At 61.5% G+C, this 22,657-nt stretch carries 21 protein-coding genes, 4 tRNA genes, 1 pseudogene and 1 riboswitch; of the genes and pseudogenes, 19 read left to right on the top strand and 7 right to left on the bottom strand.

Annotated features, from left to right (window positions below; translation table 11 throughout):
• Window positions 1–41 precede the first annotated feature (41 nt).
• The 3 genes from tspO to BOP93_RS17640 are packed head-to-tail and all read left to right on the top strand — an operon-like array spanning window position 42 to window position 1,690.
• Window positions 42–482 (top strand): tryptophan-rich sensory protein TspO, encoded by a 441-nt coding sequence (gene tspO / locus BOP93_RS17650; protein WP_104503739.1) that lies wholly within the window; start codon window positions 42–44, stop codon window positions 480–482.
• Window positions 482–1,435, top strand: a complete 954-nt coding sequence (locus BOP93_RS17645) for an alpha/beta hydrolase (protein ID WP_104503737.1) — start codon at window positions 482–484, stop codon at window positions 1,433–1,435. The genes tspO and BOP93_RS17645 overlap by 1 nt, the downstream gene beginning before the upstream one ends.
• A gap of 30 nt (window positions 1,436–1,465) precedes the next feature.
• Entirely contained in the window at window positions 1,466–1,690 is a 225-nt protein-coding gene (locus BOP93_RS17640) for a hypothetical protein (RefSeq protein ID WP_104503735.1), read from the top strand.
• A gap of 551 nt (window positions 1,691–2,241) precedes the next feature.
• Here the strand turns inward: BOP93_RS17640 and BOP93_RS17635 are convergent.
• From BOP93_RS17635 to BOP93_RS17625, 3 genes are read right to left on the bottom strand one after another with little or no spacing between them, the layout of a single operon-like run.
• On the bottom strand, window positions 2,242–3,006 hold the full coding sequence (locus BOP93_RS17635) for an ABC transporter ATP-binding protein (protein WP_104503733.1): 765 nt from the start codon (window positions 3,004–3,006) through the stop codon (window positions 2,242–2,244).
• Window positions 3,003–4,007, bottom strand: coding sequence for a FecCD family ABC transporter permease (locus BOP93_RS17630; protein ID WP_104503731.1), 1,005 nt, complete (start codon window positions 4,005–4,007; stop codon window positions 3,003–3,005). Before BOP93_RS17630 ends, BOP93_RS17635 begins: the two co-directional genes overlap by 4 nt.
• On the bottom strand, window positions 4,004–5,014 hold the full coding sequence (locus BOP93_RS17625; RefSeq protein ID WP_104503728.1) for an ABC transporter substrate-binding protein: 1,011 nt from the start codon (window positions 5,012–5,014) through the stop codon (window positions 4,004–4,006). Before BOP93_RS17625 ends, BOP93_RS17630 begins: the two co-directional genes overlap by 4 nt.
• Before the next feature lie 115 nt (window positions 5,015–5,129).
• A riboswitch (cobalamin riboswitch) is annotated at window positions 5,130–5,323 on the bottom strand.
• A gap of 23 nt (window positions 5,324–5,346) precedes the next feature.
• Here BOP93_RS17625 and BOP93_RS27895 point away from each other — a divergent pair.
• A pseudogene (locus tag BOP93_RS27895) lies at window positions 5,347–5,436 on the top strand (outer membrane lipoprotein carrier protein LolA); the annotation flags it as partial.
• 7 nt (window positions 5,437–5,443) lie between these two features.
• Here the strand turns inward: BOP93_RS27895 and BOP93_RS17620 are convergent.
• Window positions 5,444–6,373, bottom strand: a complete 930-nt coding sequence (locus BOP93_RS17620; protein ID WP_104503725.1) for a DNA/RNA non-specific endonuclease — start codon at window positions 6,371–6,373, stop codon at window positions 5,444–5,446.
• A gap of 134 nt (window positions 6,374–6,507) precedes the next feature.
• Here BOP93_RS17620 and BOP93_RS17615 point away from each other — a divergent pair, with 134 nt between their 5' ends.
• A complete protein-coding gene (locus BOP93_RS17615; protein WP_065884131.1) occupies window positions 6,508–7,569 on the top strand; it encodes a M4 family metallopeptidase in 1,062 nt (353 codons plus the stop codon).
• Between the two features lie 28 nt (window positions 7,570–7,597).
• A complete protein-coding gene (locus tag BOP93_RS17610; RefSeq protein ID WP_065884129.1) occupies window positions 7,598–7,897 on the top strand; it encodes a protealysin inhibitor emfourin in 300 nt (99 codons plus the stop codon).
• 158 nt (window positions 7,898–8,055) lie between these two features.
• Here the strand turns inward: BOP93_RS17610 and BOP93_RS17605 are convergent, their stop codons facing one another.
• Window positions 8,056–9,447 (bottom strand): aldehyde dehydrogenase family protein, encoded by a 1,392-nt coding sequence (locus BOP93_RS17605; protein ID WP_104503723.1) that lies wholly within the window; start codon window positions 9,445–9,447, stop codon window positions 8,056–8,058.
• 104 nt (window positions 9,448–9,551) lie between these two features.
• Between BOP93_RS17605 and ptrR the strand changes: the two genes are divergently transcribed.
• On the top strand, window positions 9,552–10,424 hold the full coding sequence (gene ptrR / locus BOP93_RS17600) for a putrescine utilization regulator PtrR (RefSeq protein ID WP_104505313.1): 873 nt from the start codon (window positions 9,552–9,554) through the stop codon (window positions 10,422–10,424).
• A 150-nt stretch (window positions 10,425–10,574) separates the two neighbouring features.
• Here ptrR and BOP93_RS17595 read toward each other — a convergent pair whose 3' ends face one another.
• Both BOP93_RS17595 and BOP93_RS17590 read right to left on the bottom strand, forming a co-directional pair.
• The gene (locus tag BOP93_RS17595) at window positions 10,575–10,784 is read right to left on the bottom strand and encodes a hypothetical protein (RefSeq protein WP_043047518.1); all 210 of its coding nucleotides are present in this window, start codon (window positions 10,782–10,784) and stop codon (window positions 10,575–10,577) included.
• Between the two features lie 100 nt (window positions 10,785–10,884).
• Window positions 10,885–12,081 carry an amino acid aminotransferase gene (locus tag BOP93_RS17590; RefSeq protein WP_104503717.1) on the bottom strand — a complete coding sequence of 399 codons (1,197 nt, stop codon included), beginning with the start codon at window positions 12,079–12,081 and terminating at the stop codon, window positions 10,885–10,887.
• Between the two features lie 342 nt (window positions 12,082–12,423).
• On the opposite strand from BOP93_RS17590, the gene uvrB reads away from it, so the two are divergent.
• The 12 genes from uvrB to BOP93_RS27890 all read left to right on the top strand — a co-directional run bounded on the left by uvrB (window position 12,424) and on the right by BOP93_RS27890 (window position 22,637).
• Window positions 12,424–14,439: an excinuclease ABC subunit UvrB gene (gene uvrB, locus BOP93_RS17585; protein WP_065884123.1), complete on the top strand. Its 2,016-nt coding sequence runs from the start codon at window positions 12,424–12,426 to the stop codon at window positions 14,437–14,439.
• 206 nt (window positions 14,440–14,645) lie between these two features.
• Window positions 14,646–16,127, top strand: a complete 1,482-nt coding sequence (gltX, locus tag BOP93_RS17580) for a glutamate--tRNA ligase (protein ID WP_104503713.1) — start codon at window positions 14,646–14,648, stop codon at window positions 16,125–16,127.
• 147 nt (window positions 16,128–16,274) lie between these two features.
• Window positions 16,275–16,350 (top strand) — tRNA-Ala (locus BOP93_RS17575).
• A gap of 78 nt (window positions 16,351–16,428) precedes the next feature.
• Window positions 16,429–16,504, top strand: a tRNA-Glu gene (locus BOP93_RS17570).
• A 49-nt stretch (window positions 16,505–16,553) separates the two neighbouring features.
• A tRNA-Ala gene (locus tag BOP93_RS17565) sits at window positions 16,554–16,629 on the top strand.
• Between the two features lie 78 nt (window positions 16,630–16,707).
• A tRNA-Glu gene (locus BOP93_RS17560) sits at window positions 16,708–16,783 on the top strand.
• 181 nt (window positions 16,784–16,964) lie between these two features.
• Window positions 16,965–17,504, top strand: a complete 540-nt coding sequence (locus BOP93_RS17555) for a TetR/AcrR family transcriptional regulator (protein ID WP_104503710.1) — start codon at window positions 16,965–16,967, stop codon at window positions 17,502–17,504.
• Between the two features lie 14 nt (window positions 17,505–17,518).
• On the top strand, window positions 17,519–18,352 hold the full coding sequence (locus tag BOP93_RS17550; protein WP_104503708.1) for an alpha/beta fold hydrolase: 834 nt from the start codon (window positions 17,519–17,521) through the stop codon (window positions 18,350–18,352).
• Window positions 18,353–18,391: 39 nt separating this feature from the next.
• The gene (locus tag BOP93_RS17545) at window positions 18,392–18,826 is read left to right on the top strand and encodes an acyl-CoA thioesterase (protein ID WP_104503706.1); all 435 of its coding nucleotides are present in this window, start codon (window positions 18,392–18,394) and stop codon (window positions 18,824–18,826) included.
• 55 nt (window positions 18,827–18,881) lie between these two features.
• Complete coding sequence (locus BOP93_RS17540) at window positions 18,882–19,841, top strand: tRNA dihydrouridine synthase (RefSeq protein WP_104503704.1); 960 nt, start codon at window positions 18,882–18,884, stop codon at window positions 19,839–19,841.
• A gap of 599 nt (window positions 19,842–20,440) precedes the next feature.
• Window positions 20,441–21,598: a hypothetical protein gene (locus BOP93_RS17535; protein ID WP_104503702.1), complete on the top strand. Its 1,158-nt coding sequence runs from the start codon at window positions 20,441–20,443 to the stop codon at window positions 21,596–21,598.
• Between the two features lie 88 nt (window positions 21,599–21,686).
• Window positions 21,687–22,637: a hypothetical protein gene (locus BOP93_RS27890; protein ID WP_237140366.1), complete on the top strand. Its 951-nt coding sequence runs from the start codon at window positions 21,687–21,689 to the stop codon at window positions 22,635–22,637.
• Window positions 22,638–22,657: the final 20 nt, after the last annotated feature.

The raw sequence follows: 22,657 nt of genomic DNA, 5'->3' as shown, positions 1-22,657 counted from the left end.
ACACAGTGTTGCTTTCCATCATTGCCCCTCAAGGACCGACCATGACCTTTTTCATCTTCCTGCTCGCCTGCGCCGCCGCCGCCAGTACCGGTGTGATCTTCAAACCCGGCGCCTGGTACGAATCCCTGGTCAAGCCCAGCTTCACCCCGCCCAATTGGCTGTTCCCGGTGGCGTGGACCATTATCTACCTGCTGCTGGCCTGGGCCGGTTACCGCTTGAGCCGGATCCCCGGCAGCGAAATGGTGCTGGCGCTGTGGGCGGCGCAGATTGCGTTGAACACGCTGTGGACGCCGGTGTTCTTCGGCGCGCACCGCTTGCTCGCCGGGATGGTGATCATTGTGTTGCTGTGGCTGACCGTGGCGGCGATGGTGGTGCTGGCGGTGCGCCAGGACCTGATTACCGGCTTGATCCTGTTCCCTTACCTCGCCTGGCTGTGTGTGGCTGCGGCGTTGAATTTCTCGATTTTGCGGAATAACCGTTGATGGCTTACCAACTCTGGCCCGTCAGCGAGGCCGAACTGGTGCAGATGCGCCGTTTCAATCAGAAGCTGGCGTGGATGCCGCGCTTCAAGGTTCGCAACCGCGTTACCCCACGTGTGATCCAGGCACTGCTGCGCACTAGCCAGCGTTTCAAGAAGCCGCCTGTGGTGGAGCGCCGGCTGGTCGGCGGCGTGCCGGTGCGCATCATGCGGCCCGACGGGGCGCCCAAAGGCGTGGTGCTGGATATCCATGGCGGCGGCTGGGTGATCGGCAATGCGCAGATGAACGACGACCTCAACCTGGGCATGGTGCGTGCCTGCGACGTGGCAGTGGTGTCGGTGGACTACCGGCTGGCGGTCAACACGCCGGTCGAGGGCCTGCTGGAAGACTGCCTGGCTGCTGCGCGCTGGCTGTTGGCGGACTGCACGGAGTTTGCCGGGTTGCCGGTATTTTTTGTTGGCGAGTCGGCCGGTGGGCATTTGGTGGCGGCGACGTTGCTGGCGCTCAAGCAATGGCCGGCGTTGCTCGAACGCGTCGCTGGCGCGGTGTTGTACTACGGCGTCTACGACTTGACCGGCACGCCCAGCGTGCGCGCGGCCGGGCCGCAGACGCTGCTGCTGGATGGGCCGGGCATGGTCGCGGCGCTGCGCCTGCTCACGCCGGGCATCAGCGACGAAGCACGTCGACAGCCGCCACTGTCACCCTTGTACGGCGACTTCTGCGGCCTGCCGCCGGCGTTGATGTTTGTGGGCGAGCTGGACCCGCTCAAGGATGACACGCTGCTTATCGCCGAACGCTGGAGCGGGGTAGAAGCGCATGTGCTGCCGGAGTCGGCCCATGGCTTCATTCATTTTCCGGTGGCGCTGGCGGACAGCGTGTTGGCTTACAGTCGCAAATGGATAACGCAGCACCTGCATCGCGTGGGAACTAAAAAACTGATCGCTGAGTCAGGTTAATCAGTTGTTTCTCATTATGAGGATTCCCCAATGCCTGCTTACACCTTGAACTACCGGTTCAATGACGAACCGCGCACTCATGCATTTGACCTCAAACAGTCCGAGTTGCCTGTGCATGAAGCGGCGGTGCATTTGCTGCAGTTGCATTTTGGTGATGCGGAAAACGGCTTGATCCTGCCTGCTGCGGATGCGACGCCGGAGGAAATCCTCGAGCAGGCGCAGGTGGTGGGAATCACCCATATCAAGGTGGAATGAGCCCGCCAATCCGGTAGTGCAGGCGACACCGATGCGCTGGCCTCTGGTGTTCCAATGTGGGAGGGGGCTTGCCCCCGATAGCGGTGGGTCAGTGACTGATGCTTTTGCTGACACGCCCTCATCGGGGGCAAGCCCCCTCCCACATTTGGATCACTGTGCTCCGTCGATCGGGTCCGTCAGGTAACGTCTCTGCGCGCCAATTCGGCAGGGCAGGCGACACCGATGCGCTGGCCTCTGGTGGTCCAATGTGGGAGGGGGCTTGCCCCCGATGAGGGCCTGTCAGCAGCCTATTTTTCAGCTGACCCACCGCCATCGGGGGCAAGCCCCCTCCCACATTTAACGGTGTTGCCTTCCCCAGCGTCGAACGCCGTCAGCCTTGCATCTCAACCGCCGCCGCCGAATCCAGCCATTGAAAACTCGGACAATGTGGGAGGGGCTTGCTCCCGATAGCGGTGGGTCAGTTACTGATGCTTTTGCTGACACGCCCTCATCGGGAGCAAGCCCCCTCCCACATTTGGATCATTGCCAGCTCTGTGCCGCCGTCACAGGGTTCAACTGCAGCGCAAGCGCAGGATTTGCGCGCGGTCGAACGGGTCCGTCAGGTAGTGCCCCTGCACCCCGAACGTCTCGTGTAACCGCTGCGGCGTCAGCACCTGCAGCGGTGTGCCCAGCGCCACCAGGCGCCCAAGGTCCAGCACGGCGAGGCGGTCGCAGGTCAGAGCCTGGTTCAGGTCATGCAGGGCGATCAAGGTGGTGACCGGCAAACCCTGCACACCTTTGAGGATCGTCAGTTGATGCTGGATGTCCAGGTGATTGGTCGGCTCATCCAGCAACAGGATTTGGGGCCGTTGCGCCAATGCGCGGGCGATGTGCACGCGCTGGCGTTCGCCGCCGGAGAGGCTGCGCCAGGCGCGGTGGCTCAAGTGGGTGGCGTCCACGTCGTGCAGGGCCTGGCGCACGATGCGGTTGTCTTCATCCGACCACGGGCTCAGTGCCGACAGCCACGGCGTGCGGCCCAGGGCCACGGCGTCGAACACGCGGATGGCGTCGTCAGTGTCGGCTTGTTGTTCCACCACGGCCAATTGCTGCGCGATGGCGCGGCGGGACAACTCACCCAGGCGCTTGCCGCCCAGGCGCACCTCGCCGCTGGCCGGGGGGCGCAAACCGGCGAGCAACTTGAGCAGGGTGGATTTGCCCGAACCGTTCGGCCCGACGATGCCGAGGGTTTCTCCCAACTGCACGTCCAGATGAATATCGCGCAGCAACTCGGCGTCGCGCACCTTGAAGCCCAGGCTGGTGCAGCTCAGTACCGTCATCGTGCATTTCTCCGGCCGATCAGGATCAGCGCAAACACCGGCGCGCCGACCAGTGCCGTGACCACGCCCACCGGAATCACCTGGCCCTTGATCAAGGTACGCGACAGCACATCCGCCGCGATCAGGAACAAGGCGCCGCCCAAGGCGCTGGCCGGCAGCAGGCGCGAGTGCCCGGTGCCGAGCATCAAGCGCACGGCATGGGGGATCACCAGTCCGACAAACCCGATGGAGCCGACAATCGACACCATCACCGCCGTGACCACCGCCGCGCAGCCCACCAGCGCGACCTGCACGCGGCGCACCGGGATGCCCAGCGCGGCCGCCGAATCGGTGCCGAAGGTAAACGCATCCAGCGCACGCCGGTGCCACAGGCACACCACCAGCCCCGCAACCGCCACCGGCACCGCCAGCCACACCGACGGCCAGCGCACGCCGCTGAGTTTGCCCAACAGCCAGAACATGATGCCGCGGGCCTGTTCGGAACTGGCGGATTTGGTGATCAAGAATGCGGTAAGCGCATTGAACAACTGCGAACCGGCAATGCCGGCCAGGATGATCTGGCCAGTACCGCTGGACGAGCCGCTGGCCCGCGCCAGCAGGATCACCAGTGCGAACGCGGCCATGGCGCCGACAAAGGCGCCCGCCGATAACGAAATCAAACCGCCGCCCACCCCGATCAGCGCGATCAGCACCGCACCGGTCGAGGCGCCGGCGCTGATGCCCAGCAAATACGGGTCGGCCAGCGGATTGCGCAGCAACGACTGCAGGATCACCCCGCAGGTCGCCAGGCCCGCGCCACAGGCACCGGCGACCAGGGCGCGGGTCAGGCGGTAGTTCCACACCACGCCTTCATCGATGGGGTCGAGCACATAGCCGGCCGCCCACAGTTTATTGGCAAGCACCTGGAGCACCACCTGCGGCGAGATAGCGGTTTCGCCGATGGCCACGCCGGCAAGCAGGGCGATCAGCAGCAGCGTGAGGGCGAGCAGGGTTCTTATCATTGCGGCAGGTTGTAGCCGTCGATGGCGGCGGCCAGCTGTTCCAGGCCGTCGAAAGTGCGCAGGCTGGCCTGCAGCGCCAGGGCGTCAAGGATGATGATGCGGTTGTGCTTCACTGCGTCCATGTTGCGCGTTACCGGGTCGCTGCGCAGGAACGCCAGCTTCTTTTCATGGTCGTCGGCGGGATAGCGGCGGCGGTCCATGCGCGCGATCACCAGAAAGGTGGGGTTGGCCTTGGCGATGGTTTCCCAGCCGACGGCGGGCCACTCTTCATCGGACTGCACCACGTTGCGCAGGCCGAGGGTTTGCAGCATGAATTGGGGAACACCTTTGTGGCCGGCCACGTAAGGGTCGCTGGCCATTTCGGCGCTGGAGAACCACACCAGCGCGCTGGCCTGCTTCAAGCCTTTGCCCTGCGCGGTGGCGATTGACCTTGCCAGGCGCGCCTTGAGTTCATCGGTCAGTTGCTGGCCGCGCGCCTGCACGTCGAAGATCTCGGCCAGTTGGCTGAGACTCTTGTAGATCGTCTCGATGCGAAACGGCTCCAGCCGCGTGCCATCGGCGCCCACCAGGTTGTCCTTGCCTTCGCAGTCGGAAGGCAGCAGGTACGTGGGGATATTCAGTTCATGGAACTGCTCGCGAGTGCCCACCACACCTTGGGGGCCCACCACCCATTCCAGCTCGGCGGCCACCAGTTGCGGGCGCTTGGCGATCACCGCCTCGAAGCTCGGCTCGTTATTGGCCAGGCGCTCGATGCTGTCGTTCTGCGCCTTGTACTGCGCCAGTACATCGTTGAACCACAGCGACGTGCCGACCACTTTATCGCCCACGCCCAGCGCATACAGCATCTCGGTGGCGGCCTGGCCGATGGTCACGCTGCGCGCAGGGGCTTGCGCAAAGGTGATGGAGCTGCCGCAGTTCTCGACGGTCAGCGGGTAGTGGGTCGGTGCGGCTTGGGCCAGGGTGCAGACACCCAGGCCGATGATCAGGGCCGTAACGCGTGGCAGCATGGGGCAGTCTCCATTTGAACCGTCGGTGAAGCAGAGCAGGGACGGTTCGGAAATACACCCGCGCGCGCCGCCGGCCGGGCAGCGCAAGGATGGCCTTCCCGGACACCCCGCCGGTTAGTGAGTCACTTGGCCGGCAGGTCTCCTGACTGATGCGTCGTCGCCAGGCTCCGGCCTTCCCGGACGACGTCCAGTGGCAGTGGGGAGCAGGCTCAGCACCTACAGTTGCGGGGGCAGTTTCGATTGACGTCGCGGGCGGCGTTTCGAATTCCCTATTAGTCCCGTGTGGGAACCGGCGGCGCTATGGTAGTCGATCACGGCCTGTAGGAGCGAGCTTGCTCGCGAAGGACGTCAACGATAACGCGGGCAACCGGATGCCTCGCGGTGCTCGAAGGTGCTTCGCGAGCAAGCTCGCTCCTACAGTGGGTCTGGTCAGAGACGTATATCCTGCGGCCCCTGGACCAGCGCTTCGATCCGCGTCCCCGTGGCGCGCTCTTCGTTGCTGAAACCGTCGTAGTCGGCCAAGTTGCCGAAGCGGATGCCGGTCAATTGTTCGATCTGCAACACGCTGCGCCGGTAGGTTTTGAGCGGGCCGAAGACCAGGTCCAGTTGGTCCAGTTCGCGGCGCTGGTCGATCATGTATGCGCTGGCGGACGGTTTGCCGTCATCGCTGAGGTAGGCCACCACTTTCCAGAACGCCTGGGGGATTTTCACGCCACGGTACACGCGGTCGTCGTCGGCGAACACCGGCCCGCTGAAGACGCTGGCGCGGGCTTTCCAGCGCTGGGTGTTGTCGAGAATGTAGTCCTCCAGCTCCAGCCAGGTCTTCTGATTGAAGCCGCTCATCTGCGGTGAGCAGTTGGTGAAGTGAAAGGTGTCGAGGTTGGCGGTGTTCGCCTCGTCGCCCCAGTTGGGGTCCTGGCGCCGCACCAGGTGACCACGGTCCAGGCCATTACCGGCGTAGAGGTCTTCGCCAACCTGGGCGTCGAGGGGCAGGCGGCCATCGTAGGCCCAGGTGTCGTTGCTGCGCACGATATCCACGTGCTTGTCGCCGTCGATGTTGACGCCGACATACAGCGCCAGGCGTCGCGAGCGCGACATGCTGATGGAAAAGTGCGTGTAGTCCAGGCGCCCGGGCTGGGCATCGCCTGCCAGGGCCGTGTCCAGCGTGGGCCAGGGCACTGCGAAGCTACCGAGAAAATCCTCGGCGTAACCGCGCCGGTTTTGCAGGTCCTTGGCTGCGGTGACGCGCGGGGTTGCGGCCCTGGCCTCCAGCAGGGAAGGGGCGGGCGCGATCAGAGGGCGAAGGTCGGCAAGCCTTGGGCGGTAGGACAGGTCAGTTTTGACGTGGCGTGCGGGCATGGGGTATTCCTTATGGGCCTCGGATAAACACGACTGCAACATGATTTCATGACAATTTGGCCCAGGTGGTAAACCCGCGTCTATCATGAAGTCGTCAACCGGCCGTTCACCACACGCCAAAAAGGAGCCAGCTTATGTGTGTTCGCCACCCGCGAAATCCGATTTTCTGTCTGATCCCGCCGTACATGCTCGACCAGATCGCGCGCCACGGTGACAAAGCCCAGCGTGAGGTTGCGCTGCGCACGCGCGCCAAGGACAGCACGTTCCGCTCGTTGCGCATGGTCGCCGTGCCCGCCAAAGGCCCGGCCCGCATGGCGCTGCTGGCGGGCGCCGAGAAACAGCGCTCGATCTACAGCGCCGACAATACCGACAGCCTGCCCGGCAAGCTGATCCGTGGCGAAGGGCAACCTGCCAGCGGTGATGCCGCAGTGGACGAGGCCTACGACGGCCTGGGCGCGACCTTCGATTTTTTCGACCAGGTGTTCGATCGCAATTCCATCGACGATGCCGGGATGGCGCTGGACGCCACCGTGCACTTTGGCCAGGACTACAATAATGCCTTCTGGAACTCGACCCAGATGGTCTTTGGTGATGGCGACCAGCAGTTGTTCAACCGCTTTACCGTGGCGCTGGACGTGATTGGTCACGAGTTGGCGCACGGGGTGACCGAGGATGAAGCCAAGTTGATGTACTTCAACCAGTCGGGTGCGTTGAACGAGTCGCTGTCGGACGTGTTCGGATCGCTGATCAAGCAGTACGCGTTAAAGCAAAAGGCCGAGGACGCCGATTGGCTGATCGGCAAGGGGCTGTTTACCAAAAAGATCAAAGGCACCGCGCTGCGCTCGATGAAGGCCCCCGGCACGGCGTTTGACGATAAATTGCTGGGCAAGGACCCGCAGCCGGGGCATATGGATGACTTTGTGCAAACCTATGACGACAATGGTGGCGTGCACATTAATTCCGGCATCCCCAACCATGCGTTCTATCAGGTTGCTACGCGTATTGGCGGGTTCGCCTGGGAGCGTGCCGGGCGTATCTGGTATGACGCCCTGCGTGATTCGCGGTTGCGGCCGAACTCGGGGTTTCTGCGTTTTGCACGTATCACTTACGATGTCGCCGGGCGCCTTTATGGCGCGAACAAGGATGAGCAGAAGGCCGTGAAGGAAGGTTGGAAAGCGGTCGGTATCAACGTCTGACACTCCGCCAGGGCGGTGAGGAACAGCCATGCGAATCTCGATCAAGGAAAACGGCGGCCCGGCGTTCTTTCCGGGCTTGGCCAAACCTCGCAGTGTCGAGCTCGATGCACTGCCCGAGCAGGATCAGCAGGAGTTGCGGCAACTGATCGAGCAGTCGAAGTTTTTCCAGTTGCCGCAAAGTACTCAACCCTCCGGCAATCCTGGGCAGGTGCATTACACACTCACCGTGACCGAGGGCGAGCGTGAACACACGGTGTGCGTATTGGCGCCGGTGAAGTCGCAGGCACTGGACGGGTTGGTGCAGTGCGTGCGGAGGCATATTCGCTGATTGCTTAGAATAGGTACGGCCTCCAAGGTTGTCTGGATCCAAATGTGGGAGGGGGCTTGCCCCCGATAACGGTGTGTCAGTGACAGATGTCTGGCTGATCCACCGCCATCGGGGGCAAGCCCCCTCCCACATTTGATGTGTGTTGAAGCCAGGGCTGTTTATTGACGATCGAGCCACACCGTCTGCGCATTACAGAACTCGCGTACGCCGAAGTGCGACAGTTCGCGTCCGAATCCGCTTTTTTTCACGCCACCAAACGCGACGCGCGGGTCGGAGACGCTGTAGGCGTTGACGAAGATCCCACCGGTTTCCAACTGGTTGGCGATGTCCTGCGCTTTCGCCGGGTCGGCGGTGAAGATACTGGCGGTCAGGCCGAACTCGCTGTCGTTGGCCAGTGCCACCGCATGGTCGGCGTCGCGGGCGGTGATGATGGACGCGACGGGGCCGAACAGTTCCTGTTTGAACGAGGTCATCTGGTCGGTGACGTCAGCCAGTACAGTGGGCTCGTAATAGTTGCCTGCGCCAGCCACCTTGTGGCCGCCCAGCAGCAGGGTCGCGCCTTCTTCGAGGGTGGCCTGGACCTGGTCGTGCAGCTCATCGCGCAGATCGAAGCGCGCCATGGGACCGATGTAGGTGGCAGGCGAAGTCGGGTCGCCCATCACCAGGTTGCGGCTGGCCTCGACGAACCTGGCGGTAAAGGCTTCAACCACACCTTCCTCGATGATCAGGCGCTTGGCGGCGGCGCAAACCTGGCCGCTGTTCTGGAAGCGGCCGATCAGCGCGGCCTGTACGGCGGCGTCGAGATCGGCGTCGTTGAGCACGATGAACGGGTCGGAGCCGCCCAGTTCCAGCACGCACTTCTTCAGTGCCGCACCGGCCTGGGAGCCGATGGCGATACCGGCGCGCACGCTGCCGGTGAGGGTGACGGCGGCGATGCGTGGGTCGGCAATGGCGCTGGACACACCCTCGGTGGGGACGTTGATGACCTCAAACAGGCCTTCAGCAAAGCCAGCCTTGTGGAACGCCTGCTGGATCAGGTAGGCGCTGCCCATCACGTTCGGCGCGTGTTTAAGCACATAGGTGTTGCCGGCGAGCATCGTTGGCACGGCGCCGCGCAGCACTTGCCATACCGGGAAGTTCCACGGCATTACGGCAAGGATCGGCCCCAGCGGGCGGTATTCGATCCGGGCGCTGCCGTTGTCTACCAGGGTCGGCTCCGGTGCGAGCATGACGGGACCGTGTTGCGCATACCACTCGCTGAGCTGGGCGCATTTCTCGATTTCGGCGCGGGCCTGGGCGATGGGTTTGCCCATTTCCAGGGTAATCATTTGGGCCATGGCTTCGGCCTGGTCACGCAGGGCACTGGCCAGGGCCAACAGCAATTGCGCGCGCTGGTCGACCGGTTGGCGGCGCCAGGTGAGGAAGGCAGCGGTGGAACGGTCGAGCGCGGCATCCAGCTGCGATTGGCTTTCATATGCGTAGCTGCCAACCGTTTCGCCATCGGCCGGGTTGATCGACAAGGCGTGGGTCTGATGAGCAATAGCGTTCATGGCACCGTCCTGCTGGGGTGATGGGATGGAGGCCAGCGTACGGTGCTGGATCTTTTCTGGAAAATGAATAATATTAAGCAATACATTCACGAATGGAGAATGAATTGGATCTGGTGCAACTGGAAATCTTCAAGGCCGTTGCCGAACAAGGCAGCATCAGCGCCGCCGCACAGTTGATTCACCGGGTGCCGTCGAACCTGACGACCCGGATCAAACAACTGGAGCAGGATCTGGGCGTGGAGTTGTTTATCCGCGAGAAAAGCCGCCTGCGCCTGTCACCGGCCGGGTGGAATTTCCTTGGCTATACGCGGCGTATTCTCGATCTGGTCCAGGAGGCCCGCGCCACGGTGGCGGGGGAGGAGCCTCAGGGCGCCTTTGCCCTCGGCTCGCTGGAAAGTACGGCGGCGGTGCGTATTCCTGCGTTGCTGGCGGCGTATAACCAGAAGCACACTAAGGTCGAGCTGGACCTGAGTACGGGGCCGTCGGGCACGATGATCGAAGGCGTGCTGTCCGGGCGTTTGACCGCAGCCTTTGTCGACGGCCCGGTGCTGCACTCCACGCTGGAGGGCGTGGCGGTATTTGAAGAGGAGATGGTGGTGATCGCGCCGCTGTACCATGCGCCGATCACGCGCGGGCGGGATGTGTCCGGCGAGAATATCTATACCTTTCGCTCCAACTGCTCGTATCGGCATCACTTCGAGCGCTGGTTTTCACAGGACGGCGCGGTGCCGGGCAGGATCTTCGAGATTGAGTCTTACCACGGCATGCTGGCGTGCGTCAGCGCCGGGGCAGGGCTGGCGTTGATGCCGCGCAGTATGCTGGAAAGCATGCCGGGGGCGGCGGCGGTCAGCGTGTGGCCGCTGGCGGACAACTTCCGTGTGTTGAATACCTGGCTGATCTGGCGCCGGGGCACAGTGTCGCAAAGCTTGAACAGCTTCGTAAAACTGCTGGAAGAACGCGGGCTTGCAGCAGCCTGAATCGAATGTAGGAGCGAGCTTGCTCGCGAAAAACGTCAACGATAACGCGTAATTCCTGGATAAACGCGGTGGCTGTGAGTTTTTCGCGAGCAAGCTCGCTCCTACAACATCGGGGGCAAGCCCCCTCCCACATGTTGGTTCCTCTTGCGCTCAGCCGCCGAACTGGAAGGTGCCCATGGCCAGCTTGGCCATGATCGCCGTGGCGCCCAGTTGCACCAGCCACAACGCCAGGCCACCGAGGAACACCCCCAGCGCCACTTGCAGCACCAGGCTTTTCTGGCGCTTGGCTTGCGGCGCGCGTGGAGCATAGTCATGCAGTTCGTCGCGGTCGGCACGCAGATCCAGGTCGTCGTTTCTCATAGGGCTCTCGCAGCAAAGGGGCAGTCGTTGTCCAGTCTAGTGGGTTCGCCAACAAAAAGGGGGAAGCCCTTGGCTTCCCCCTCGTTCAACACTGGCGGGTTTACAGCACCTGAACGATTGCCTGTGTGACCGCAGCAATGTTCGACTGGTTCAGCGCTGCCACACAGATACGGCCGGTGTCCAGTGCATAGATGCCAAACTCGCTGCGCAGGCGGGTCACTTGCTCAACCGTCAACCCGGAGTAGGAAAACATCCCACGCTGGCGACCGACGAAGCTGAAGTCGTGGCCGGGAGCAGCCTTGGCCAGTTCGGCCACCATCTGCTCGCGCATGCCGCGGATGCGCAAGCGCATTTCGGCCAGTTCGGCTTCCCACTGGGCGCGCAGTTCGGGGTTGTTCAGTACCGCTGCGACGATCGCCGCGCCGTGGGTCGGTGGGTTGGAGTAGTTGGTACGGATCACACGCTTGACCTGGGACAGGATGCGCGCGCTTTCTTCCCTGGAGTCGCCGACGATGGACAAGGCGCCCACGCGTTCGCCGTACAGGGAGAACGACTTGGAAAACGAGCTGGACACAAAGAAGGTCAGGCCCGACTCCGCGAACAGGCGCACTGCGGCGGCGTCTTCGTGGATGCCGTCGCCGAAGCCCTGGTAGGCCATATCAAGGAATGGCACCAGGTTTTTGGCCTTGACCACGTCCAGTACGTTCTGCCAGTCAGCCGGGCTCAGGTCGACACCGGTCGGGTTGTGGCAGCAGGCGTGCAACACCACGATGGACTGTGGCGGCAGGGCGTTGAGGTCTTCGAGCAGGCCGCTACGGTTGACGTCATGGCTGGCGGCGTCGTAGTAGCGGTAGTTCTGCACCGGGAAACCGGCGGTTTCGAACAGTGCGCGGTGGTTTTCCCAGCTCGGGTCGCTGATGGCCACCACGGCGTCGGGCAGCAACTGCTTGAGGAAGTCGGCACCGATCTTCAGCGCGCCAGTGCCACCCACGGCCTGCACGGTGACTACGCGGCCGGCTTCGAGCAGCGGCGACTTATCACCGAACAGCAGGGTTTGCACGGCCTTGTCGTAGGCCGCAATGCCGTCAATCGGCAAGTAGCCACGGGCCGCATGTTGCGCAACGCGAATGGCTTCCGCTTCGGCAACGGCACGCAAGAGCGGAATCTTCCCCTCCTCGTTGCAGTAAACGCCCACGCCCAGGTTGACCTTGGTGGTTCGAGTATCGGCGTTGAATGCTTCGTTGAGGCCCAGGATTGGATCGCGTGGTGCCATTTCGACAGCGGAGAACAGGCTCATTTTTGCGGCAGCTCTATGGGGGAAGGGAGGGACGTGTCGCGCTCCAGCCGGTTGCACTAGAGCGGTGCACAAACGGGGAGCTAGTATAGAGGCCATCACGGCTGAGGGCGACAGCGGAAATGGCTTTTCGGCCAAGTTTTTCGGTTTAATGGCCGACCGTTAGTCTTATTGCAGATTGATCCCGGACGGCAGGTAGGATGATTACCTTGAAACCCGTCGCATTCGTCACCACTACTACGGCTATCATGGTTTTTTCCTGCAACCTGCGATGATTATTCGTGGGCTGCTGAGCTATTTCGTCCCTGGCGGTATTGAGTCTGGGGTGACCACACGAGGTACGTTATGTCGGATTTCCAGCTCGTCACCCGTTTTGAACCCGCCGGCGACCAACCGGAAGCCATTCGCCAGATGGTCGAAGGCATCGAGGCCGGCCTGGCGCATCAGACGTTGCTCGGGGTGACCGGTTCAGGCAAGACGTTCAGCATCGCCAACGTAATCGCACAGATCAATCGCCCGACCCTGGTGCTGGCCCCCAATAAAACCCTGGCCGCGCAGCTGTATGGCGAGTTCAAGGCGTTCTTTCCGAACAACGCAGTGGAGTATTTCGTTTCCTACTACGACTACTACCAGCCCGAGGCCTACGTGCCGTCCTCCGATACCTTCATCGAGAAGGATGCGTCGATCAACGATCATATCGAGCAGATGCGGCTGTCGGCGACCAAGGCCCTGCTGGAACGCAAGGACGCGATCATCGTCACCACAGTGTCGTGCATCTACGGCCTGGGCAGCCCGGAAACCTATTTGAAAATGGTGCTGCACGTTGATCGGGGCGACAAGCTCGACCAGCGCGAACTGCTGCGGCGCCTGACCAGCTTGCAGTACACTCGCAACGACATGGACTTTGCCCGCGCCACGTTCCGCGTGCGCGGCGATGTGATCGACATCTACCCGGCCGAATCCGACCTGGAGGCGATCCGCATCGAGCTGTTCGACGATGAAGTCGAAAGCCTGTCGGCCTTCGACCCGTTGACCGGCGAGGTGATCCGCAAACTGCCGCGCTTCACCTTCTACCCGAAAAGCCACTATGTGACCCCGCGTGAAACCCTGATGGGGGCGATCGAGGGCATCAAGGTGGAATTGGCCGAGCGCCTGGAGTACTTGCGTTCCAACAACAAGCTGGTGGAAGCCCAGCGCCTGGAGCAGCGCACCCGTTTCGACCTGGAGATGATCCTGGAGCTGGGCTACTGCAACGGCATCGAAAACTATTCGCGCTACCTGTCGGGCCGAGAGTCCGGTGCGCCGCCACCGACACTCTACGATTACCTGCCGCCGGACGCATTGCTGGTGATCGACGAGTCCCACGTCAGCGTGCCGCAAGTGGGTGCGATGTATAAAGGCGACCGTTCACGCAAGGAAACCCTGGTGGAATACGGCTTCCGCCTGCCATCGGCGCTGGACAACCGGCCGATGCGTTTTGACGAATGGGAAGCCATCAGCCCGCAGACCATCTTTGTCTCCGCAACGCCTGGCAACTACGAGGCCGAACACGCCGGCCGGGTAATTGAACAGGTCGTGCGACCGACCGGCCTGGTCGACCCGCAAATCGAAATCCGCCCGGCGCTGACCCAGGTCGACGACCTGCTGTCGGAGATCAACAAGCGCGTGGCCCTGGAAGAGCGCGTACTGGTCACCACCTTGACCAAGCGCATGTCCGAAGACTTGACCGATTACCTGGCCGACCACGGCGTGCGCGTGCGCTATCTGCACTCGGACATCGACACCGTGGAGCGCGTGGAAATCATTCGGGATCTGCGCCTGGGCACCTTTGATGTGTTGGTGGGTATCAACCTGCTGCGCGAAGGCTTGGACATGCCCGAGGTATCGCTGGTGGCGATCCTGGACGCGGACAAGGAGGGCTTCCTGCGCTCCGAACGTTCGCTGATCCAGACCATCGGCCGCGCGGCGCGTAACCTCAACGGCCGGGCGATCCTGTATGCGGACCGCATCACCGGTTCCATGGAGCGCGCGATCGGCGAGACCGAGCGTCGTCGCGAGAAGCAGATTGCGTTCAACCTGGAACACGGCATCACCCCCAAGGGCGTGTTCAAGGATGTGGCCGACATCATGGAAGGCGCCACCGTACCCGGCTCGCGCAGCAAGAAGCGCAAGGGCATGGCCAAGGCTGCCGAGGAAAGCGCCAAGTACGAGAACGAACTGCGCTCGCCGAGTGAAATCACCAAGCGGATTCGGCAGTTGGAAGAGAAGATGTATCAGTTGGCGCGCGATCTGGAGTTCGAGGCGGCGGCGCAGACCCGGGATGAGATTGGCAAGTTGCGCGAGCGGTTGCTGACTGTTTGATCTGGGGTGACTTTACTGGCCTCATCGGGGGCAAGCCCCCTCCCACATTTGACTGTATTCACACATTCAGATGTGTGAACCCCATTCAGTGTGGGAGGGGGCTTGCCCCCGATGGCCGCGCCTCGGTCTCCCGGAATCACCCAAGCTGGTGTTACCATTCGCCCCTTGTTTCAATTTTCAGTTTTATCGCCCATTCGAGACCTGCCATGACCACCGTCCGCACGCGCATTGCGCCATCGCCTACTGGGGATCCCCACGTCGGCACTGCTTACATCGCCCTGTTCAACTACTGCTTTGCCAAGCAGCACGGCGGTGAATTCATCCTGCGGATCGAAGACACCGATCAACTGCGCTCGACCCGTGAGTCGGAACAGCAGATTTTCGACGCCCTGCGCTGGTTGGGCATTACCTGGGCCGAAGGCCCGGATGTCGGCGGCCCCCACGGCCCGTATCGCCAGAGCGAGCGCAGCGACATCTACAAGCAGTACACCCAGCAACTGGTGGACATGGGCCACGCGTTCCCCTGCTTCTGCACCGCCGAAGAGCTGGACCAGATGCGCGCCGAGCAACAGGCCCGTGGCGAGACGCCGCGCTACGATGGCCGCGCGCTGCTGTTGTCCAAAGAGGAAGTGGCCGCGCGCCTGGCCGCCGGCGAGCCCCATGTGATCCGCATGAAAGTGCCAAGCGAAGGCGTGTGCGTAGTGCCGGACATGCTGCGCGGTGATGTCGAGATTCCGTGGGACCGCATGGACATGCAGGTGCTGATGAAGACCGACGGCCTGCCGACGTACTTCCTGGCCAACGTGGTCGACGACCACCTGATGGGCATCACCCATGTGCTGCGCGGCGAAGAATGGCTGCCGTCGGCGCCCAAGCTGATCCTGCTCTACGAATACTTCGGCTGGGAACAGCCGCAGCTGTGCTACATGCCGCTGTTGCGTAACCCGGACAAGAGCAAGCTGTCCAAGCGCAAGAACCCGACGTCGGTGACCTTCTACGAGCGCATGGGCTTCATGCCTGAAGCCATGCTCAATTACCTGGGCCGCATGGGCTGGTCGATGCCGGACGAGCGCGAGAAATTCTCGCTGCAGGAAATGGTCGATCACTTCGACCTGTCCCGCGTTTCCCTGGGCGGGCCGATCTTCGATATCGAGAAGCTGTCGTGGCTTAACGGCCAGTGGTTGCGTGATTTGCCGGTAGAAGAGTTCGCCAGTCGTGTGCAGCAGTGGGCACTCAACCCCGAGTACATGATGAAGATCGCGCCGCTGGTGCAGGGCAGGGTGGAAACGTTCAGCCAGGTCGCACCGCTGGCCAGCTTTTTCTTCGCCGGTGGCGTGAACCCGGAGGCCAAGCTGTTTGAATCGAAAAAGCTCTCCGGTGACCAGGTGCGTCAGTTGATGCAGTTGATCCTGTGGAAGCTCGAAAGCCTGCGCCAATGGGAGAAGGATGCGATCACCGCGACGATCCAGGCGGTGGTCGAGTCGCTGGAGCTGAAGTTGCGTGATGCCATGCCGTTGATGTTTGCCGCGATTACCGGTCAGGCCAGTTCAGTGTCGGTGCTCGACGCGATGGAAATCCTCGGCCCGGACCTCACGCGTTTCCGTCTGCGCCAAGCCCTTGATTTGCTTGGTGGTGTTTCGAAGAAAGAAAACAAAGAGTGGGAAAAGCTGCTGGGCGCTATCGCTTAAGCGCACGGCTTTAAGGACGAAACCCCGGTTTTCCGGGGTTTCGTCGGTAAGTGATTGTTATCCCGGCAAAAAATTTTGAAAATTGTTGAAAATAAATTTGACACGTTTCGAAACCGCCATTAAGATTCGCCCCGTCCTCACCGATGAGGGGCTATAGCTCAGCTGGGAGAGCGCTTGCATGGCATGCAAGAGGTCAACGGTTCGATCCCGTTTAGCTCCACCAATTTACAGGTTCAAGGTCTGGCCACACCGTCCTTGAATCGATCGGCACTCAGCGCCGATCAGTTGTACAGAAGGTTTTGTCCCCTTCGTCTAGTGGCCTAGGACACCGCCCTTTCACGGCGGTAACAGGGGTTCGAGTCCCCTAGGGGACGCCAGTTTCAACAAGCAGCTCGAAAGGTCTGCTGCGCCGCCAGGCGAAAAATCGGGGCTATAGCTCAGCTGGGAGAGCGCTTGCATGGCATGCAAGAGGTCAACGGTTCGATCCCGTTTAGCTCCACCAATCTACAGGTTCAAGGTTGCGGCCACACCGTCCTTGAATCGATCGGTCTTCGCATCGATCACTGTACAGAAGGTTTGTGTCCCCTTCGTCTAGTGGCCTAGGACACCGCCCTTTCACGGCGGTAACAGGGGTTCGAGTCCCCTAGGGGACGCCACGATTACCCGCTTTGCGGGATTTTTAAGGGTCATTCAATTATTGAATGGCCCTTTTGTTTGTCTGGCGTTCGGCCAAGTCTTTTCCACTTCCTTTCTTCTGTTCTGACCAATGGTCATGCTTGTCGCTTGCGCAATATTATTATGGTAATAATATTCAACCCATGAGAGACGGAGGCTTTGATGAGCGATAAAAAAGCACAAACACGCGAACGCATTCTGCAGGCCGCCAGCGCGGCATTGGTCCAGCGTGGCCCGGCTGAGCCGAGCGTCGGCGAAGTCATGGGAGCGGCGGGGCTGACGGTGGGTGGTTTTTATGCGCACTTCGAAAGCAAGGATGCGCTGATGCTGGAGGCCTTCACTCAGTTGCTGGCCAAGCGCCGCGCGGCTATCGAAGACCTGGACACCCAATTGACCGGCGAAGAGCGCCGAAGCCTGGTGGCGGCGTTTTACTTGTCGCGTAAACATCGGGACTCCACCGGCGAGGCGTGCCCGTTACCTGCGACGGTTGGCGAAATGGGCCGTTTGCCGGACGAATTCCGTCAGGCATTGAGCGAGCATTGCGAACTGATGGCCGCCCAACTGGCGGCCACCCCGGAGGATACCGACAAGGCCCTGGCCGACATGGCGCTGATGGTCGGCGGCCTGACGCTGGCGCGGGCCCTGGGTCCAGGCGAGTTGTCCGATCGCGTGCTGCGCGCTGCCAAGTCGGCGGTACGCTGAAGAGGATTCAGAGCATGGGCGGCTTGAGCTGGATTCGTGTCTTCAATGGCACTGTCGGCCGACTTGCACCGCAAATGGTGGCCGGTCGGATGCGTCGCACTTTCATGACGCCCCGTGCGCTGCCGCCGCGCGCGTGGGAGCTGCCGGTGCTGGCGCAATCGCAGCGCATTACCTTGCGTTTCGGCCTGTCGGCGCTGTGCTGGGGGCAAGGGCCGACGGTGCTGCTGATGCACGGCTGGGAAGGTCGGCCTACGCAATTCGCCAGCCTGATCACGGTGTTGGTGGAGGGCGGATACTCGGTGATTGCGCTGGACGGTCCGGCTCATGGGCAGTCGCCGGGGGGTGAAGCACACGTGCTGCTGTTCGCCCGCGCCATGCTCGAGGCAGCAGCTGAGCTGCCCCCGCTGCATGCGGTGGTCGGCCACTCCATGGGCGGTGCGAGCGCGATGCTGGCGGTGCAGTTGGGGCTGCGTACGCAGGCGTTGGTGAGTATCGCCGCGCCTTCGCGGTTCCTCGATGCGCTGCGCGGTTTCACGCGCATGATGGGGTTGCCGCCGCGCGCACGTTCGGCGTTTATCCAGACGGTCGAACTGGCATTCGGCATGCCGCTCAAGCACCTGGATGTCGCGCACTACCAGATGAACCTTCCCGGCCTGATCGTGCATGCCGAAGACGATACGTTCGTCTCGGTCAAAGCCTCGCAGACCATCCACGATGCCTGGCCAGGCAGTCGCCTGATGCGCCTGGAGCAGGGCGGGCATCAGAAGGTGCTGGCCGATCCACGGGTAATCGAAGGTGTACTCGCCCTGTTGGCGAGCTGTCATGTACAGGAGCGCCAGAGCGCCTGATACACTGCGCCCGCCGACATCAATCGACTGGAGCAAGGCATGGGCTGGGATCTGGCAACGCCGTTCATCATCGACCTGCAGGTCGCCGCTGAGGACATCGACGGCCTGGGGCACGCCAATAACGCGGTGTACGTGTCCTGGCTGGAGCGTTGCGCCTGGCGCCATTCCCAGCGCCTGGGGCTGGACCTTGTCGAGTACCGCCGCCTGGACCGCGCCATGGCGGTGGTGCGTCATGAGATCGACTACCTGGCGGCCGGCTACGAAGGCGATGAACTGCAACTGGCCACCTGGATCGTCGATTGGGATCAGCGCCTGAAGATGACGCGCCGCTTTCAGCTGGTACGCCCGCGTGACGGTGCGACCTTGCTGCGCGCGCGCACCACGTTCGTTTGCATCGAACTGTCCAGCGGCAGGCCCAAGCGCATGCCCGCCGAGTTTATCGAGGGGTACGGGCCTGCGCTGACAGGGGGTTAACGGTTGTCGTGGGAAACCCAGTAAACTGCGCCACGATTTTTGTTGAGTGTTTTCCATGCAAATTGCCTTGGCGCCCATGGAGGGGTTGGTCGACAACATCCTGCGGGACGTGTTGACCCGCGTGGGCGGTATCGACTGGTGCGTGACCGAATTCATCCGCGTCAACGACCGCTTGCTCACCCCCGCCTATTTCCACAAGCTCGCTCCGGAACTGCTGCAGGGCGCCCATACCGCCGCGGGCGTGCCGCTGCGCGTGCAATTGCTGGGGTCTGACCCGGTCTGCCTGGCGGAAAACGCCGCCCTGGCCTGCGAGTTGGGTTCGCAGGTGATCGACCTCAACTTCGGCTGCCCGGCCAAGACCGTCAACAAGTCCCGCGGCGGTGCGGTGCTGCTCAAGGAGCCGGAGCTGCTTAACCGGATCGTCGAGCATGTGCGCCGTGCGGTCCCGGCGCACATCCCGGTCACCGCCAAAATGCGCCTGGGCTTCGACAGCCCGGATGGCGCATTGGTCTGTGCCACGGCGCTGGCCGAAGGCGGGGCCGCGCATATCGTGGTGCATGCGCGCACCAAGACCGATGGCTACAAGCCGCCCGCCCATTGGGAGTGGATTCCGCGGGTGCAGGAGGTGGTCAAGGTGCCGGTGTTTGCCAATGGCGACATCTGGAGCGTCGACGATTGGAAGCGTTGCCGCGAAGTCAGCGGCGCCGAAGACATCATGCTTGGCCGTGGCCTGGTGGCGCGTCCTGACCTGGCGCGGCAGATCGCGGCGGCGCGTGCAGGGCAAGAGGTGGTGGAAATGACATGGGCGCAGATGCAGCCGATGCTCCAGGAATTCTGGACCCAATCGGTGGCGCAATTGACCGAGCGCCAGGCACCCGGCCGCTTGAAGCAGTGGCTGGCGATGCTGACGCGCAACTACCCCGAAGCGGTGGAGTTGTTTACCGCCCTGCGCCGCGAGACCGACCTGGAGCAGGTCAGTCGCCTGCTGGGGATGCCACATCCGGCGGCTGCCTGAAACCAGGCAATCGAGCTTTTGTATTTGACTTCCATAAGGCGCCACTGCAGGCGCCTTTTTTACGCGTGCGAGTTAACACAAAACATGGGCAAGTAAATACGTGGAATGTTATCGGCGAGTGACATTCCTACAGAGTATTAGCACGTGTGACCACACTTTCGTATCGGCAAAGCCATAAATCAAGGCTTGGCGGAAAATGTTCGTGAGGCAAAGTCTGATAATACGCGTTGGTTTCCTTATATGAGCTGCGATTTTCGGAACTCGATAGCTCAACTTTCCACGAATGGAGGGACTGAAGCAGCGCTGTTGTTTTTCAGTCAATAAAACTATCACTCTCCCTGACCCTTAATCGGTCGGGTTGTATGAAATAAAGGAACGTGCGTATGTCTATGTCGATTAACACTCCGCCACGGGTAACCGTTGATACCTCTGCTCTTGAACAGCCAGCGGTTTCGAACACTACAGTTATTCTAAAACCGGCCGCTCAGTCTCTTGGTACAACACCTCTTCAGACGCCACTGCGTCCCGACAATACGGCGGTCACCCCTGAGACCGCGCTGAGGCAGTTGTTCGATATGCTTGAAGGTATCTTCAGAGCCATGCGCGACATATTTTCGGGTAAACCACCGGTCAAACCCGACTCAGGCAAATTACCCGTTGCACCGGACACCAGCAAAGAACTGGTCAAGCCGGACGCAGGCAAGCAACCCCTGAAGCCGGATACCAGCAAGGAGTTGATCAAGCCGGACGCAGGCAAGCAACCGGTGCTGCCGGATACCAGCAAGGAGTTGGTCAAGCCGGACGCAGGCAAGCAACCGGTGCTGCCGGATACCAGCAAGGAGTTGGTCAAGCCGGACGCAGGCAAGCAACCGGTGCTGCCGGATACCAGCAAGGAGTTGATCAAGCCGGACGCAGACAAGCAACCGGTGCTGCCGGATACCAGCAAGGAGTTGGTCAAGCCGGACGCAGGCAAGCAACCGGTGCTGCCGGATACCAGCAAGGAGTTGGTCAAGCCGGACGCAGGCAAGCAACCGGTGCTGCCGGATACCAGCAAGGAGTTGGTCAAGCCGGACGCAGGCAAGCAACCGGTGCTGCCGGATACCAGCAAGGAGTTGGTCAAGCCGGACGCAGGCAAGCAACCGGTGCTGCCGGATATCAGCAAGGAGTTGGTCAAGCCGGATGCGGGCAAGCTGCCAGTGAAACCGGATACCAGCAAAGAGGTGGTCAAGCCGGACGCGGGCAAGCAGCCGGTGTTGCCGGATACCCGCAAAGAGCTTGTGAAACCGGACGCAGGCGGGCTGCGGGTGCTGCCACAACCTAATGATCCATTGGTCAACATGCCTGGTGGGAATAAACCGCACCCCATGCCGCTCCCTCCAACGGTACCCAGGCCCGAGATAAGCGTAAACAACGACCCCAAGACAAACGTCAACGTGAATGTGGTTGTCGGCGGTCATTGCCACTGCCCTGATGGAAGTGTCTTGCCGGATCACGTCCCGACGCCCAGGGTTTCTCCGGATACGCGGCCCCAGCCACCCGTGTTGCCGTATGCCAGGCCGCAGTCAACCGTGCTTGCGCGCAACCTCCCAAGGCCTGATGTGCCAACGGATACCAAACCGCAACCCCCTGTATTGCCGGACGCCAAGCCAACGCCCTTGCCCGACGCGCCCACTCCGGATCTGACCAGTCCGGGTCCTGTTGAAAACCGAACGGCTGACAGGCATGGCCGCTTTAATCGGCTAAGTTCCAGGTTTTAAACACCGTCATCGCGTTTTGGTCTTTTTATAAGTGCAGGCATTTTTTCGAGCATGTATTTCGAAGAGATGCCTGTATAGGGAGAACTCTATGTCACGCTTTCCAATTAATAACATTGCGCGGGTCATTGATGTAAGGCAGTCATTATTGATCAATGCGCTCAGCGCAAGTAATGAATCCACTGTTCAATCAAACGTCAGTCAGGCATCGGTCAGGGGAACGCCTGATATAAGGTTGGGTGATAGATCGCAGCGTTCGGTGGGCGTCGGGAATGACGTGCAGGCAGTCAACGCCGTGGTGGCTTTATTTACTTCTTTTTTTACTCAGTTGCTCGCGCTGGTAGCTGATAAAAAAGAAAAGAATATACCTGACGCTGTGCCTTCACCGGTTGTTCCGCAAGTAACCCCCCAACCGGTGTTGCCGAAACCGGATGCCGCGGCTGACATTCCGGGTTTGTCCAACAAGCGCGGTGGCGCGAAGCCCGACAATATCTGGAGTGGCTTTCGCCAGGGCCCGGACGGCAACTGCGTGACGGTGTCGGCGATCAAGGCTGCGATGCACCGATTCGGACAAAGCCCTACGGACATTTTCAAGGAAGTGGCCAAAACCAATGACGGATACCATGTCGTCATGCGCGATGGATTCAGGCTCACATTGACTGACCGCGAATTGGCCGAGGGCACCCGAGGCGCTAAATTCAGCGGGCCCGACAAGGGCATGCTCAAGGATGCGCAGTTCCTGTTTGCTGTCAGCGCCAAGCGTGCGCAGATGGAAAACAACGACCGTACGGCCGGTCGCAGTTATCAGGCTGCGATTCGTAGTCTGAACGACGGGGAGGATGAAAGCGGTCCGGGCGAAGGCTTTCTGCGCCTAGGGTTGAAAAGCCACATGAAGAGAGTGCCGGTGCGTGAACTTGCCCAAGGTCAGATAGGCATGTGCAACCGTACCGGGCATTCGGTGGCCGTCATCAACGGTCGCGAAGAGTTATGGGGCAAACAGGGGCGAGTTCCGACCCATGGTCAAGCTGTGGCACTGATTTGACCGTGATGCACCTGGGCAGG

This window comes from Pseudomonas orientalis (assembly GCF_002934065.1).
GTDB lineage: Bacteria > Pseudomonadota > Gammaproteobacteria > Pseudomonadales > Pseudomonadaceae > Aquipseudomonas > Aquipseudomonas orientalis_A.
The sequence above is the reverse complement of the archived record's forward strand: the minus strand, read 5'-3'. Positions and strand labels throughout refer to the sequence as shown.

What these genes read in the sequence shown, in the direction of transcription:
- BOP93_RS27890 (WP_237140366.1), top strand. Translation starts at nt 21,687, where the DNA reads ATGTCACGCTTTCCAATTAATAACATTGCGCGGGTCATTGATGTAAGG.
- BOP93_RS17630 (WP_104503731.1), bottom strand. Translation starts at nt 4,007, where the DNA reads ATGATAAGAACCCTGCTCGCCCTCACGCTGCTGCTGATCGCCCTGCTT.
- BOP93_RS17640 (WP_104503735.1), top strand. Translation starts at nt 1,466, where the DNA reads ATGCCTGCTTACACCTTGAACTACCGGTTCAATGACGAACCGCGCACT.
- BOP93_RS17590 (WP_104503717.1), bottom strand. Translation starts at nt 12,081, where the DNA reads ATGAGCCTGTTCTCCGCTGTCGAAATGGCACCACGCGATCCAATCCTG.
- BOP93_RS17605 (WP_104503723.1), bottom strand. Translation starts at nt 9,447, where the DNA reads ATGAACGCTATTGCTCATCAGACCCACGCCTTGTCGATCAACCCGGCC.
- BOP93_RS17535 (WP_104503702.1), top strand. Translation starts at nt 20,441, where the DNA reads ATGCGCGACATATTTTCGGGTAAACCACCGGTCAAACCCGACTCAGGC.
- uvrB (WP_065884123.1), top strand. Translation starts at nt 12,424, where the DNA reads ATGTCGGATTTCCAGCTCGTCACCCGTTTTGAACCCGCCGGCGACCAA.
- BOP93_RS17635 (WP_104503733.1), bottom strand. Translation starts at nt 3,006, where the DNA reads ATGACGGTACTGAGCTGCACCAGCCTGGGCTTCAAGGTGCGCGACGCC.
- BOP93_RS17595 (WP_043047518.1), bottom strand. Translation starts at nt 10,784, where the DNA reads ATGAGAAACGACGACCTGGATCTGCGTGCCGACCGCGACGAACTGCAT.
- BOP93_RS17620 (WP_104503725.1), bottom strand. Translation starts at nt 6,373, where the DNA reads ATGCCCGCACGCCACGTCAAAACTGACCTGTCCTACCGCCCAAGGCTT.
- BOP93_RS17540 (WP_104503704.1), top strand. Translation starts at nt 18,882, where the DNA reads ATGCAAATTGCCTTGGCGCCCATGGAGGGGTTGGTCGACAACATCCTG.
- tspO (WP_104503739.1), top strand. Translation starts at nt 42, where the DNA reads ATGACCTTTTTCATCTTCCTGCTCGCCTGCGCCGCCGCCGCCAGTACC.
- BOP93_RS17555 (WP_104503710.1), top strand. Translation starts at nt 16,965, where the DNA reads ATGAGCGATAAAAAAGCACAAACACGCGAACGCATTCTGCAGGCCGCC.
- gltX (WP_104503713.1), top strand. Translation starts at nt 14,646, where the DNA reads ATGACCACCGTCCGCACGCGCATTGCGCCATCGCCTACTGGGGATCCC.
- BOP93_RS17545 (WP_104503706.1), top strand. Translation starts at nt 18,392, where the DNA reads ATGGGCTGGGATCTGGCAACGCCGTTCATCATCGACCTGCAGGTCGCC.
- BOP93_RS17625 (WP_104503728.1), bottom strand. Translation starts at nt 5,014, where the DNA reads ATGCTGCCACGCGTTACGGCCCTGATCATCGGCCTGGGTGTCTGCACC.
- BOP93_RS17615 (WP_065884131.1), top strand. Translation starts at nt 6,508, where the DNA reads ATGTGTGTTCGCCACCCGCGAAATCCGATTTTCTGTCTGATCCCGCCG.
- BOP93_RS17550 (WP_104503708.1), top strand. Translation starts at nt 17,519, where the DNA reads ATGGGCGGCTTGAGCTGGATTCGTGTCTTCAATGGCACTGTCGGCCGA.
- BOP93_RS17645 (WP_104503737.1), top strand. Translation starts at nt 482, where the DNA reads ATGGCTTACCAACTCTGGCCCGTCAGCGAGGCCGAACTGGTGCAGATG.
- BOP93_RS17610 (WP_065884129.1), top strand. Translation starts at nt 7,598, where the DNA reads ATGCGAATCTCGATCAAGGAAAACGGCGGCCCGGCGTTCTTTCCGGGC.